At 71.9% G+C, this 13,124-nt stretch carries 14 protein-coding genes; 7 read left to right on the top strand and 7 right to left on the bottom strand.

From position 1 onward, the window contains the following. Positions 1–208 (bottom strand): hypothetical protein (locus E7Z54_RS00135; protein ID WP_136430796.1); only part of this gene is annotated, 208 nt, incomplete at its 3' end. Between the two features lie 113 nt (positions 209–321). Between E7Z54_RS00135 and E7Z54_RS00130 the strand changes: the two genes are divergently transcribed. Beyond that, complete coding sequence (locus tag E7Z54_RS00130; protein ID WP_136430795.1) at positions 322–1,731, top strand: S8 family peptidase; 1,410 nt, start codon at positions 322–324, stop codon at positions 1,729–1,731. A 3-nt stretch (positions 1,732–1,734) separates the two neighbouring features. Here the strand turns inward: E7Z54_RS00130 and E7Z54_RS00125 are convergent, their stop codons facing one another. Both E7Z54_RS00125 and E7Z54_RS00120 read right to left on the bottom strand, forming a co-directional pair. Then, complete coding sequence (locus E7Z54_RS00125) at positions 1,735–2,208, bottom strand: hypothetical protein (protein ID WP_136430794.1); 474 nt, start codon at positions 2,206–2,208, stop codon at positions 1,735–1,737. Beyond that, complete coding sequence (locus tag E7Z54_RS00120) at positions 2,208–2,792, bottom strand: RNA polymerase sigma factor (RefSeq protein WP_136430793.1); 585 nt, start codon at positions 2,790–2,792, stop codon at positions 2,208–2,210. Before E7Z54_RS00120 ends, E7Z54_RS00125 begins: the two co-directional genes overlap by 1 nt. Positions 2,793–3,035: 243 nt before the next feature. Between E7Z54_RS00120 and E7Z54_RS23885 the strand changes: the two genes are divergently transcribed. Beyond that, entirely contained in the window at positions 3,036–3,290 is a 255-nt protein-coding gene (locus E7Z54_RS23885; protein WP_240769425.1) for a helix-turn-helix domain-containing protein, read from the top strand. 72 nt (positions 3,291–3,362) lie between these two features. On the opposite strand, the gene E7Z54_RS00110 is transcribed toward E7Z54_RS23885, so the two are convergent. Further along, the gene (locus E7Z54_RS00110) at positions 3,363–3,878 is read right to left on the bottom strand and encodes a MarR family winged helix-turn-helix transcriptional regulator (RefSeq protein WP_136430791.1); all 516 of its coding nucleotides are present in this window, start codon (positions 3,876–3,878) and stop codon (positions 3,363–3,365) included. 77 nt (positions 3,879–3,955) lie between these two features. Between E7Z54_RS00110 and E7Z54_RS00105 the strand changes: the two genes are divergently transcribed. Further along, complete coding sequence (locus tag E7Z54_RS00105; protein ID WP_136430790.1) at positions 3,956–5,182, top strand: MFS transporter; 1,227 nt, start codon at positions 3,956–3,958, stop codon at positions 5,180–5,182. On the opposite strand, the gene E7Z54_RS00100 is transcribed toward E7Z54_RS00105, so the two are convergent. Both E7Z54_RS00100 and E7Z54_RS00095 read right to left on the bottom strand, forming a co-directional pair. After that, positions 5,154–6,215 carry an SMP-30/gluconolactonase/LRE family protein gene (locus E7Z54_RS00100; protein ID WP_136430789.1) on the bottom strand — a complete coding sequence of 354 codons (1,062 nt, stop codon included), beginning with the start codon at positions 6,213–6,215 and terminating at the stop codon, positions 5,154–5,156. The genes E7Z54_RS00105 and E7Z54_RS00100 overlap by 29 nt on opposite strands. Beyond that, a complete protein-coding gene (locus E7Z54_RS00095; RefSeq protein WP_136430788.1) occupies positions 6,212–7,711 on the bottom strand; it encodes a flavin monoamine oxidase family protein in 1,500 nt (499 codons plus the stop codon). Before E7Z54_RS00095 ends, E7Z54_RS00100 begins: the two co-directional genes overlap by 4 nt. A 79-nt stretch (positions 7,712–7,790) precedes the next feature. On the opposite strand from E7Z54_RS00095, the gene E7Z54_RS00090 reads away from it, so the two are divergent. From E7Z54_RS00090 to E7Z54_RS00075, 4 genes are all read left to right on the top strand, one after another. After that, positions 7,791–8,489: a TetR/AcrR family transcriptional regulator gene (locus E7Z54_RS00090; protein WP_136430787.1), complete on the top strand. Its 699-nt coding sequence runs from the start codon at positions 7,791–7,793 to the stop codon at positions 8,487–8,489. Further along, positions 8,486–9,175: a class II aldolase/adducin family protein gene (locus E7Z54_RS00085; protein WP_136430786.1), complete on the top strand. Its 690-nt coding sequence runs from the start codon at positions 8,486–8,488 to the stop codon at positions 9,173–9,175. The genes E7Z54_RS00090 and E7Z54_RS00085 overlap by 4 nt, the downstream gene beginning before the upstream one ends. Continuing rightward, a complete protein-coding gene (locus E7Z54_RS00080) occupies positions 9,172–10,116 on the top strand; it encodes a carbohydrate kinase family protein (RefSeq protein ID WP_240769424.1) in 945 nt (314 codons plus the stop codon). Before E7Z54_RS00085 ends, E7Z54_RS00080 begins: the two co-directional genes overlap by 4 nt. 239 nt (positions 10,117–10,355) lie before the next feature. Continuing rightward, positions 10,356–12,212 (top strand): sialidase family protein, encoded by a 1,857-nt coding sequence (locus E7Z54_RS00075; RefSeq protein WP_136430785.1) that lies wholly within the window; start codon positions 10,356–10,358, stop codon positions 12,210–12,212. Between the two features lie 213 nt (positions 12,213–12,425). Here E7Z54_RS00075 and E7Z54_RS00070 read toward each other — a convergent pair whose 3' ends face one another. After that, complete coding sequence (locus tag E7Z54_RS00070; protein ID WP_136430784.1) at positions 12,426–13,103, bottom strand: endonuclease V; 678 nt, start codon at positions 13,101–13,103, stop codon at positions 12,426–12,428. Positions 13,104–13,124 lie beyond the last annotated feature (21 nt).

Genomic DNA, 13,124 nt, shown 5'->3' with positions numbered 1-13,124 from the left:
CCGGCCGGGCGGCGGCTCGCGCCGCGCGGAGCCCGGCCCGCAGCTCCTCGAGGGCCCGGTCCGCACACCCGCTGTCGCGGAACACGACGCCGAGGCACTGGTGCGCGTAGGAGCGCGCGAGGGGGTCCGACTGCTCGGTCAGCAGCAGCTCCGCCCGTCGACGGCCCTCCGCCGGGTCCTCGAGCGCGAGCTCGAGCAGTTCCTCCATGGCGCGCCTCGGCTTCGGACGTCGCGGCGCTCCTTTACGGGCGTCGCGTTGCGGCACTACGTTAGCGGCGCCGGCGGGACTCGGCCGCCTGCTCACCGTAGCCAGGAGACACCATGAACGACCCTGTGCGCCCGGACTCTCCCCTCGGCACCCTGCGCGACCTGCTCAGGAGGCTGCTCCTCCCCCTGCGAGGGGGCGGCCGGCGGCCCGCCTCCGAGCCGGACCGGAAGCCGACGCCCGAGGAGGTGGACGCCGAGCGCCTCCGGGTCCAGGTCCAGGTGATCCGCCGCGCCTTCGAGGAGATCGGGGGCGTCGCCGTCGCCGGGGTCAAGGGCTCGCAGCGCCCGACCGACGACTCCGAGGTCGACTACCTGTACCGCCCGAAGCACGCGCTGGTGCGGGAGGCCGACCTCGACCGCCTGACACGGTTCTTCGCCGAGCGGGGCCAGAGCTTCCGCGGCGGAGTCGACCGGGTCGGGCAGCCGGCCCAGGGGCTGGCGCTGGTCGCGCTGCCCTCACGGTCGGACGGGCAAGACGACGTTCTCGCCACCCTCGAGGAGATCGACCGGGAGCTCGGCGCCGGCATGGTCACCCCCGACCACGTCGTCTACGTGACCCCCAAGGGCTTCATGTGCCCGGCCACCGAGCCCGAGGTCCCCAAGCGCAAGACCCCCTTCCCTGGCGCGTCCGAGGCCGCGGGCACGTCCGCCGGCGACGGGGTCCGCGTCGCGGTCGTCGACACCGGCCTGTGGACCCCGGCGGTCAGCAGCGCCACCACACCGTGGATGTCCGGCGTGCTCGCCGACCCGGAGGACGTGGAGACGATCAATCCCAGCAGCATCCACCCCTACGGCGGCCACGGCACCTTCGTGGCCGGCGTCGTCCGATGCCTCGCGCCGGCCACCCGGGTCGAGGTCGAGGGCGTGCTGACCCGCGGCGGGGCGGTCTATGAGTCCGAGATCTGCCGCCAGCTCGACCAGGCGCTGAGCGAGAGCGACCATCCCCAGCTGATCAGCATCTCGGCCGGCACCCACACCCGACGCGACTTCGCGATGCTGTCCTTCGAGATGCTCGCGGCGACGTACGGCCTCGACGACGGCGAGGAGACGCTGATCGTCGCGGCGGCCGGCAACGACGGCAGCGACCGGCCGTTCTGGCCGGCGGCCTTCCCCTGGGTGGTGTCGGTGGGCTCGGTCGACCCCGACGGCACGGTCTCCGACTTCTCCAACCACGGCTCGTGGGTGGACGTCTACGCCCGGGGCCGCGACATCGTCAACGCGTTCCCGGAGGGCAGCTACACCTGCTACGAGCCGCCCAACGTCGGCGAGGTGCGCAGCTTCACGGGGCTCGCCCAGTGGAGCGGCACGTCGTTCGCCACCCCTGTCGTGACCGGTCTGATCGCGGCGCGGATGAGCGCCGCGGACGAGACCGCCGGCCAGGCCTGGGCATCCGTCCTCGGCTCGGGCACGTCGTCGACCCCGACGAGCGGCGGTCCGATCACGATCGTCGGGCCGCTCTCCTAGGGGTCACAGGGAGACCCACGGCGTGGTGAGCGACCAGGCCGCCTGCTTCACCACGAACCGCGCAGGACCCGGCCCCACACCGGAGAACCGGAAGAATCCCGAGCGGTCCGCCTCGACCTGCGTGTCCTCGACGCCCGGGCGCCGGAGCGTCACGGTCGCCGGGATCTCCGTGCCGGAGGCCGCGCCCTCGCCGATCACCTGCCCGAGCACCTGGTCGCCCTCGACCTCGACCTCGAGGGTGAGCCCGCTGCGGCCGAACGACAGCGAGCGCGGGCCGTCCGCGGAGGACCGGACCGCGGCACCGGCGTCGAGGGCGGAGTCGTGGAGCAGCTCGGCGAGCTCCTCGTCGACGGTGCGCCAGGTGAAGGCGGTGCGAGCGGCCTCCCGTCGGGCGTCGGTGACGGTCGTTTGCTCGGCGACGGCCTCGGCCAGCTCCGCCATCAGCTCGTCGTCGGTCAGCTCATCCCAGCTGCTCATCAGCGCTCTCCTCCCACCAGGTCCGGTCCGAGCCCCTGCAGGGCGCGGGTGCGGCGCAGCTGCCCGAGGGCTCGCGCGCGGGTGGGTCCGATGCTGCCGACCGGGATCCCGAGGAGACGGCTGATCTCCTCGTAGCCGACCGGCGGGTCGGCGAGCAGCAGCACCAGCAGGTCGCGACGCGCGGCGGGCAGCTCGGCGAGCGCCTCGCGCAGGAGGTGACGACGCTCGGCCGCGAGCAGCTCCTCGTCGGCGACGTCGAGCTCCACGGCGTCCAGCCCGCCTTCGTCCTGGGGATCGACCGGGCGGACCCGACCCCGCGCCGCGAGCAGGCGCAAGCACTCGTTGCGCGTCGTGGTACGGATCCAGCCCGGGAGGGCGTCCGCCTCGCGCAAGTCGTCGAGGTGCTCGACCAGGCGCAGCCACACGGTCTGGCTGACGTCGTCCCCGTCGGCCTCGCTGAGGCGGTGCCGGCGGACGATGGCGCCGACGAGCGGCAGGAACCGGTCGACGATCGCGTCCCACGCATGCTGGTCTCCTTCCCGTGCCGCTCGGACGAGGGTCGCCAGCGGAGAGGTGACGTCCACCCGACCTCCTCCCTGCACGGCTCGCGGAGTGACCTGCCGGGTGCATCGTCCCGTACATCGGAGCACCGGACCAGTGCCCGTGATACATCGAGTTTCCTCGTATCACCGGGTGGGTCCGCGGCGTCCTCCCTCCGTGAACGCCAGCGACGACCCCGGCACTCCAACGACGTGCGCCACCTGCGCCCCACGCCGCGCCGGCCAGGCCCGCCCGACCTCCCATCGCTCGTCCGCGGGAGGCGCGCGATGACGCTCTACGCCACCGAGGAGCCGACCAGGACGCGGCTCGATCGCCTCACCGTGCGGGAGCGCGACGTGCTCCGCCTGATCGCCGAGGGGCGGTCCAACGCGGGCATCGCGGCCGAGCTCTACCTGGCCGGAAAGACCGTCGAGTCCATCTGCTCGCAGATCTTCCGCAAGCTCGACCTCGAGCCCTCCCAGGAGATGAACCGCCGCGTGCTCGCGGTCCTCGCCCTGCTGCGGACCGACTCGCCGCAGTGAGTCCGGGTGACGAGGCGCTGTTCCGGTCGCTCCGGCTCGTGGGGGAGCCGGAGCGACGCGAAGAGGGTCTCGTCAGCCGTCGGAGGGCGCAGCTCCCTCCAGGCGGAGGGTGACCTTCTTGAGCAACCGGTTGAGGGTGGCGAGCTCGCGTTCGCTCAGCGCCTCGGCGAGGTCGTTCTCGGTCCGGCCGCGCAGGTCCATGGCTCGCTTCCAGATGTCGATCCCCGCCTTGGTGACCTCGACGATCACCCGACGGCGATCCTCCACCGAGGGGATCCGCCGGACCCAGCCCGCCGCCTCGAGACCGTCGAGCCGGCCGGTCATGCCCGCGCCGGAGACAGCCAGCTCGTCGGCCAGCTGCGTCGGCGAGGCGGAGCCGGGAGTGTCCCGAATCATAAGAACGTGCAGGGTGTCGTACTCGAAGTCGGCCAGCCCGACCTCGGCCACCGCCCGCTGCTTCTCGCTGCGCAGATGACGACAGATCCGGTTGATCCGGACGAAGACGCCCTCGACCTGCTCGTCGAAGTCCAGATCGAGCCAGTGGTCCTTCCAGCGCGTGACGTGGCGGTCGGTCCAGTCCTCAGCCATGGCACGAGGCTAACGCGATAGTTCGTCGGCGAATACTTAGGTGACGGATAGTTCGCTGACGAAGTACTCTCGCCCGCGTGCCCCCCTCACCCCTGCGCTCACCCGCGTTCCGCTATCTGGTCGGCGGGGTGACGGTCAGCGGGCTGGGATCGGCGATGACACCGGTGGCACTGGCCTTCGCCGTGCTCGACCTCGGCGGCACGGCAACCCAGCTCGGCCTGGTCGTCGCGGCGTTCTCCGCGGCCGAGGTGCTCACCACGCTCTACGGCGGCGTGCTCGGCGACCGGCTGCCCCGCCAGCTGCTCATGCAGGGCTCGGCCGCCGCCACCTGCGTCAGTCAGGGCGCATGCGCCGTCGTCCTGCTCACCGGCCACGGCAGCATCGTGTTCCTCAGCCTCATCGGGGTCGTCAACGGCTGCCTCGGCGCGCTGTCCCAGCCGGCCTCCTCGGCGATGACCCGGCTGACCGTGACCGCCGAGCAGCTGCCGCGAGCGGTGGTCGTCCGCAGTCTCGCGAACCAGTCGGCGTTCGCCGTCGGCTTCGCCCTGGCCGGGATCGTCGTGGCCGTCGCCGGACCGGGCTGGGCGATCGCGATCGACGCGGCGTCGTACGGCGCCGCCTCGGTGCTCTTCGCCCTGATCCGGGTGCCGGGGAGCGCCGCCGGACAGCGCAGGCGGATGCTCACCGAGATGGCCGAGGGCGCCCGCGAGGTGCTCCGGCACCCGTGGCTGTGGCTGCTGATCGGGCAGGCGCTGCTCTACCACCTGCTGTACGGCGGCGTGCAGGGCGTGCTCGGCCCGATCGTCGTGGGCGACGCGTGGGGCGAGCAGGCGTGGGGCTGGTCGCTCTCCGCCCTGATGGGCGGGTTCATCGTCGGCGGCCTGGTGGCCCTGCGCTGGCGACCCCGACACCTGCTGCGGTGGGGCGTGGTGCTGCTGTCGCTGACGGCGGCGTTCCCGCTCGCGATCGCGCTCGCCCCGTCCCTCCCGCTCGTGCTGGCCGGGGCGGCAGCGCACGGCGTGGGCCTGCAGCTGTTCAGCGTCAACTGGGACCTCGCCATCCAGCAGAACGTCGCCGAGGACATGCTCGCGCGGGTCTACTCCTTCGACCTGGTCGGGTCGTTCGTGTGTCGGCCGATCGGCCTCGTCCTGACCGGTCCGGTGTCGGCCCTGGTCGGCGTGGACCCGTGGCTGATCGTGGTCGCCGCGGTGATCGGGCTCAGCTCACTCACCACGCTGGCCGCACCATCGGTCCGTCAGCTGGTCCGCGAGCCGGTCAGCGCAGGGTCGACCGTGCCGGGATGAGCTCCGGTGCACCCTGCTCGCCCACCTCCACGTCGAGGATCACGTGGTGCGCGGCGCTGCCGAAGACCGCGGACTGGTTGGCGACCAGCACCCGGGTGCCGAGGAAGGTGGCGTTGGAGGGGTTGTCGAAGGGGACCGGCGACCCGTTGCCGCCGGTCAGCGGCGTCGCGGGGAACCGGTCGAGCTCCTCGCCGTCGGGGCCCAGCTTGACCAGCTGGTTGGTGCCGAGCAGCGCGATGTAGACGTTGCCTGCACGAGAGACCCCGAACCCGTCGGGGAGCGCCATCGGCTCGGACGTCCACACCGTGCCCACCGCACCCGGCTCGCCGTCGGCGAGCACGGGCACCCGGTAGAGGTGGCCGCGCAGCGCGTCGAGCGGATCGGTCGTCGTCTGCTGGGAGACCAGGAACGACCGGCGGGCCGGCTCGTAGACGATGCCGGTGGTGCCGAACTGCAGGCCGGCCAGCTTCGTGGAGCGGAGCCACACCTGCGGCGTGCCGCCGGCGCTGGGGATCCGCCAGATCACGTCCTGCCCGTAGTCGGTGACGTAGAGCCCGTCCGGCCCCCAGGCGGCGTAGTTCGGGATCGCCGCGCCGCCGCCGGGCAGGTCCGGGATGGTCGCCTGCACCTGGAAGGTCCCGGTCGTGACGTTCAGGGTGAGCACCCGCGACCGCGACTTCTCCAGGAGCACCAGGCGTCCGCGCGCGTCCGACGTCGCCACCTGCACCCCGCGCGCGGCGGTGAGGTCCTGGTCGGGCACGGTCCAGGACCGCAGCAGGGTCCCCGACGCCGTCCACTCGAAGACCCGCGACCGCATCGCGTCGCCGGCCGGGTTGGTGTAGGTGGCGGCGTAGACCCTGCCGTTGGGGTGGACGTAGACGTACGCCGGGAACCCGGGCTTGGGCACGTTCGCGAACACCCGGGTGTGCCAGACCTCGCGCTCGGCAGCGGTGGCCGGGACCAGGCCGGAGGCGACCAGCGCCCCGAGGACCACCAGCAGCAGGGTCGTACGACGAAGCCGGCTCGTGCTCACAGCTGCTCCAGCGCCTCGACGGCGGCACGGTCGCCGGCGCGCACCGCGCCGTCCATGTAGCCCGTCCAGTAGGTCGAGGTCTCGGTGCCGGCCCAGTGCACGCGGCCGAACGGCGTCCGGATGTGCTCACCGTGGGTGGACATCACGCCTGGGGGGTACATCGCGACCGGGCCTCCCGTCGTCCACTGCTCGCGGGTCCAGTCCTTCTCGGTGTACTCGATCGGGTGCAGTGCCTTCTCGCCGAACATGGTGGCGAAGCCGGCGAGCACGGCCTGGCGCCGCTCGGCGCGGGAGAGGGAGCCGTACTGCCGCCAGGTCGAGCCGCCGACGAAGGCGAGCAGGATGCCGTGGTCGGTGTCGGCCACCCCGTTGTCGAAGGCGACCCGGACCGCGCCGGCGTCGGAGAGGCCGAAGCCGGTCAGGCCGTCCTCGCGCCAGAACGGCCTGTCGTAGACGGCGTCGCACTTCATCAGCTGCCCCATCTGCATCCGGCTCAGCAGGGCGCGGCGGCCCGCTGGGATGTCGGGCGACCAGTCGATGCCCAGGACCTGCTTCGGCGGTGCGGAGACGATCACCCGGCGGCAGGCCACGCGTCCGCGCGTGGTGTGGACGACGGCGCGGTTGTCGAGGTGCTCGATCCTGGTGACGGCGGCGGCGAGCGCGACCCTGTCGCCGAGCCGCTGCGCGAGCGCGAGCGGCACTCGCTGGGAGCCGCCGACGAACCGGCTCTCCTGCGCGCCGCCGACGGTGTCGGAGTTCCGCTCGAACGTGCCCACGTTGGTCTCGTTGCCCGAGCAGGCGACGTAGTGGATGACGTAGAGCATGGAGAGCTGGTCGGGGTCCGCGCCGAACGTCGGCTGCGTCCACGACTTCATCAGCTGCTCGACTCCGCCGCTGTTGACCGTGTTGCGGCCGATCCACTCGCCGAGCGTGGTCGCGTCCCACTCCGCGGCCCGGGGGTGCTCCCACGGGGCGTCGACCGGCATGTCGGCGGCGAACCCGTTGAGCTGCTGCAGCGCGAGCGCCGCGTCGAGCAGGATCGTGGGGTCCGGCGGAACGGTGCCGGTGTACTCCTGGCGACCCGTGAGCGAGGAGACGTAGACGTTCTTGCCGGTGGCGTACTGGTCGAAGGTGGCGATGCCGAGGTCGGCCGCGAGCGACGTGATGTGGTCCTGCGTGGGCCCGACGAACGCACCGCCCGCCTCGATCGTGCCGCCGGTCGCGAGCTCGTGGTTGAGCACCCGGCCGCCGACCCGGTCCCGGGCCTCGACGACGAGGACCGAGCGACCCGCCTCAGCGACCCGCCGAGCCGCGACCAGGCCGGAGATGCCGCCACCGACGACCACCACGTCCACCCGCCCGGGCAGCCCACCCTGCAGCGTCGCGGCGTTGACCCGGGCCTCGAGCGCCTGGGTGGCCAGCGCGCCCAGGGCCGCGGCGCCGCCGAGCAGGAGGCCGCGGCGACCCAGGTCGAGGATCGGTTCATGGGCGCCCATCGCAGCCTCCTTGGCTCACGTCGATCGACAGAACGTGAATGTGTGTCAGGTTCGGGTTTCAGAGGCTACACTTCCCGTCATGTCCTCCGCCACCGTCGACGCGACGACGACCGACGGCACGCCCGGTGCCGAGCGTCCCGGCGGCGGCATCGCCGGACCCACCCGGCGGCGGATGCCGAGCCAGGCCCGGTCCCGCGAGCGGGTGGAGCGGATCCTCGACGCGGCCTCGCAGATCGTCCTTGCCGACGGCATCGACGGGCTGACGACGCGCTCGATCGCGGAGACCGCCGGACTGCCGGTGGCCTCGCTCTACCAGTACTTCTCCGACAAGGAGGCCGTGCTGCTCGCGATCTGTGAGCGCGACATGGCCGAGATGGACGAGCAGGTCGCCTCCGACCTCGCCGCGCGCGCCGACCTGACGATCGAGACCATGGTCGAGACCGCCATGCGCGCGTTCGTGAAGGTCTATCACCGGCGACCGGCGTTCATGCAGGTCTGGGTGCGCGGGCGCACCAACGCCGCGATCTACGACTACGGCCGCCGGCACAACAGGAGGATCGCCGAGAACCTGCTCGCCTTCGGCCTGGACGCCGGACTGATCGACGGCGACCGGTTCACCGCCGCCGAGCTGCACGCCGTCGCCGAGCTCGCGGTGGAGGTGGGCGACCGCGCCTTCCAGCTGGCCTTCGAGCGCGACCCACGCGGCGACGACTTCATCGTCGAGGAGGCGATCGAGCTGGTCGGGGGCTACCTCACGCGCATCGCGAGCGCCCGGTGACCGCCGACCTCCGCGCCGCCGTCGCCGCCGCGTCCCGACGACTGGCGGACGCCGGGCTGCTCATCGGCACGGCGGGCAACGTCTCGGTGCGGTCCGGCGACCTGGTCGCGGTGACCGCGACCGGCGTGACGCTGGGGTCCTGCGAGCCGGACGACGTCACCGTCCTCGACATCGAGGGCAACGTCCTCGAAGGGTCGCTGGAGCCGACCTCCGAGCTCTCCCTCCACCTCGGGGTGTACGACGCGTCGCCGGCCGGTGCGGTGGTGCACACCCACGCTCCGTTCGCCACGGCGGTGGCCTGCGTGCTCGACGAGCTCCCGGTCATCCACTACCAGCAGCTGGCGCTCGGCGGCGAGGTCCGCGTGGCGTCGTACGCGACGTTCGGCACGGCCGAGCTCGCCGCCAACGTCCGCGACGCGCTCGCCGACAGGAGCGCGGCGCTGCTGGCCAGCCACGGCTCGGTCGCCGTCGGCGCCACCTTGGACAAGGCGGTCGAGAACGCGCTCCTGCTCGAGTGGCTGTGCCAGCTGCACCACCGCGCCAGCGCCCTCGGCATGCCTCGCGTCCTCAGCGCCGAGCAGCAGGCCGACGTGGTCCGGGTCGCGCTGGAGCGCGGCTACGGAAGCACCCGTCCGCTCTCCCCTGACCAGTCCTCCGACGAGCCGAACCCCCAGGAGCCCGCATGACCGCACCGATGACCGTCGCCGCCGTCGGCGTCCACGTCCTCGACACCCACGTGCTGGGGATCGAGTCGATCCCGGAGGGCTCGGACGGACAGCTGGTCGAGACGATCCGGATGTCACCGGCAGGAACCGCGGGCGGCACCGCGGTGGTGCTGAGCCGCCTGGGCGCCGCGGTGCGCAGCTTCGGCGCGGTGGGGGCCGACCCCGTGGGCGACACCCTGCTCGGGCTCCTCGAGCGCGAGGGCGTCGACGTGCGCGGCCTGGCGAGGAAGGCCGACGCGCAGACCTCCGCGTCCGTCCTGCCCGTCCGGCCCAACGGTGACCGCCCGGCGTGGCACTGCATCGGGGCCAACGGCCTGTTCACCCTCGACGACCTGCCCGCGGACGCGCTGGAGGGGGTGACCCACCTTCACCTGGGCGGGCCGGAGTTTCTCGGCGGGGAGGCGGCCGGCGAGCTCCTCGCCAGGGCCCGCGGCCTGGGCATCACCACCTCGGTCGACATCCTCGCGCCGGGCGACCCGGACATGCTCGAGTGGGTCGCCGGCGCCCTTCCGCACACCGACTACCTGCTGCCCAACGACGAGCAGGTGCTCGGCTTCACCGGCGCGGCCTCGCTCGTCGAGGGCGCGCAGGCGCTCGTGAGCCGAGGCGCCGGCTGCGTCGCGGTGACGCAGGGCCGGCGGGGAGCGCTCGTGGCCACCGCCGAGTCGGTGGTCGAGGTGCCGGCCTACGCGATCGAGGTCGTCGACACCACCGGCTGCGGCGACGCGTTCTCCGCCGGGTTCCTCCGTGGGCTCTCGCTCGGCCAGAAGCCGGCCGACGCGGCCGCGCTCGGCTGCGCCACGGCCGCCCAGGTCGCCCAGGGGCTGGGCACGGATGCTGGCGTCTATGACCTGGAGGCGGTGCTGAAGTTCGAGGGATCGGCGGAGGTCGTACGGGGCTGACGACTTGGGGTGCGGCACTTCCCCCAGATGGGGCTACCCGAGGCGCGACGCTCCGCCCATGAAGACGCAGGCCAATTGGTGTGTGCCATGCGGGATTCGCATAGTTCCCCGTTTCGGGAGGGCTTGTTGCCGCTCGGCACCTGGTGGAAACTGATGAAGCGACCCACCCCGAGTGCCCTTGGATGCAGGCCCTCTCGGCGCGCCGCGCAGAATCGATCTCTTCACGATCAGGGAGCGTCATGCGCACAGACAGGCTTGCCGCGGCCACCCTCGCGGCGCTCGCGACAGTTCTCGTCCATGGGTTGGCCACCGCCGCCCCGCTCACGCCCGGTGGCTCCACCGAGGTCACCGTGGGCAGCAATGACTCGCTCTTCTCCCAGAACAAGCAGAACGAGCCGGGACTTGCCGTCAACCCGGTCGACCCCTCGATTCTGGCCGCCGGAGCCAACGACAACATCGACCTGGAGGCGTGCAACGCAGGCGACGACCGCACCTGCCCATTCACGCCAGGTGTGGGGGTTTCGGGCGTCCAGTTCTCCACCGATTCCGGAAGGACCTGGACCCAACCGACGTACACCGGTTTGTCGGCACGGGTGACGCCGAGCTGCCTGGGGCAGCCCGACCTCTCACCCGGGGTGCCACCGGCCACGGACACCGGCTGCGTGCCGGACCCGAATGGTCCGATCGGAACGCTGCCGAACTACTTCGAGAACGACCTCGTCTCCAACGGCGATCCCGAGCTGGTCTTCGGACCGGTCCCCGACGGCGACGGTGACTTCGCCTGGTCGAACGGCCAGCGCCTTTACTACGCCAACATCGCCACCAACGTGCCCGGCCGCCAGGGCTTCAGCGGTGCCGGAGCGATCGCCGTCTCCCGCACAGACAACATCCCGGACGCCATCGCGGGCAGTAACGCAGCTTGGATGGACCCGGTCATCGTGACCCGGCAGAACTCGGCGTTGTTCAGCGACAAGGAGCAGCTCTGGGCGGACAACGCCGAATCGAGCCCGCACTTCGGCAACGTGTACGTGTGCAACGTGGGCTTCCGGGGCGCGGCGGGATCCGAGCCCGTCCTGTTCGCGCGCTCCACTGACGGGGGTGACACCTGGAGGACACGGCAGCTCACCGAGGCCACCAACAACAACCAGACCGGTGGCCGCCAGGGATGCGCCATCCGCACCGACAGTGCGGGAACCGTCTATGTGGTCTGGATCGGGACCGACATCAGGACCCGGCAGGGCGTGTTCCTCCAGGCACGCTCCTTCGACGGCGGCGCCAACTTCGAGCGGCCACGTCCAGTCGTGCGGAACCTCGGCGGCATCGGCCAGTTCGACCCGGCGCAGGGTCGCTTCACGATCGACGGGATCGCCGGCGCTCGGACCAACACCTTCCCGAGCATCGACATCGCCAACGGAGCGCCCTCGGGCGCCGACGCGACGGACCAAATCCTCATCACGTGGTCCGATGACCGGGCCGGCGCGAACAACGAGCGCGCGTTCGTCGTCAGCTCGACCGATGGAGGCCAGTCGTACTCCGCCCCGATGAACGCGAACGACGGGACCGACCGGGCGAACTTCCCGGCGATCGCGATCTCTCCCGACGGCACCGATGCCTGGCTGGTCTACAACGCATGGCTCGACCCATGGCGCGACGACACAACCTCGCCTCGCCGGGTATTGGGCGTCGTCCGGCACGCCGAGGTCAATGCGGACACTGGCGCCGTCGGGTCTTGGAGCACAGTGCTCCGCGGCGCCGTCGGCGACGGTCGCGCCTCCAGCGCGAACAGCCTGACGTCGGAGTTCCTGGGCGACTACAACTACGCGGTCGCGACCCGCGACTATGGATCCGCAGTCTGGAACGACATGCGCAACGGCGCAGTGTGTCCGGCGATCAACGCCTACCGACAGGCGTTCGTCGAGGACGTGCTCGCGGGAGCCGCCACGCCAGTGGTGGGTGACCAACCGCGTAACCGGGCAGCGGCCACCGAGCTACCCGGTTCGCACTCCGACGCGCTCAGGCCGGGCCCCAACAACCAGTGCCCGGCGACCTTTGGCAACTCCGACATCTATGGGGGCACCTTCAGCGACGACTCCTGACTCGGTTTGATCTAGGCCTCGCACAAGTCTTTGCATTCCTTGCGGGAACGGCCTTCCCGCTGAATATGGTCGCGATCTCCTACGATGCTTGCGTTCTCCGATGTCCCGTCCACTCATTGACGAGGGCCTCGGAGCATGCCCCATTCCGCCGCGAGTTGGCGCCCGCTTCGCTGCAGTCTCGCCTCGCACCTCGGGCGGCTGAGGGCGAGCGGTTCACCCACCGTCGGCCGCATTGCGGGCTGTCCGGGCGAGGTACCGTGCGCGGCGCAGCGGCTCGGGCGTGCGGCGTTGGCCGGTGGTGCCGACCACGATGTCGACTGCGGTGGTCAGATCGACGCGCCATCCCGGATGCACGACCAGCGGGCGAAGGCCGGGACGCGTGCGGACCCAGCAGGCGACCACGGTGTCCCCGATCCGGAGCGGGCTGGTGGCGCCGCGACTGTCTCCGGGCCACTGCCCTCGCGCGAGCAACGGGCGATGGGTGACGCCCACCGTGGGCAGGCCGAGCTCCGCACCGAGGTGCAGCGCCAACCCTGCACCCCGCGGATGGTCACGTGCGGTCGCATCGACCAACAGCACATCCGGTGCCGTCGTCCGCGCCCGCATCGTTTCGTCCATCAGCCGGCCGATCCTGAGGGCCATCAGCCCGGGACTGTACGGCGCGTCCGCCACACCGCGCCGTACCTGCTGTTCGAGCACCACGCCGCCGCGCATGACCACAGCCGCGACCCAGGCAGCGTCGCCTGGACGACCGGCCCCGGTAAGGCCACGCGGGAAGCACACCCAGCAGCCGCCGATCCGCGGCTCACCGCGACGGTGCCATGGCGGCGCCGGGGCCTGCGCCAGCTCGCGCTGGACGGCGATCAGTGACTCGGCGTCGATCGGCCACATACGACCATCCTTGCCCGGCCG

The organism is Nocardioides sp. (assembly GCF_004803405.1).
Lineage (GTDB): Bacteria > Actinomycetota > Actinomycetes > Propionibacteriales > Nocardioidaceae > Nocardioides > Nocardioides vastitatis.
The sequence above is the reverse complement of the archived record's forward strand: the minus strand, read 5'-3'. Positions and strand labels throughout refer to the sequence as shown.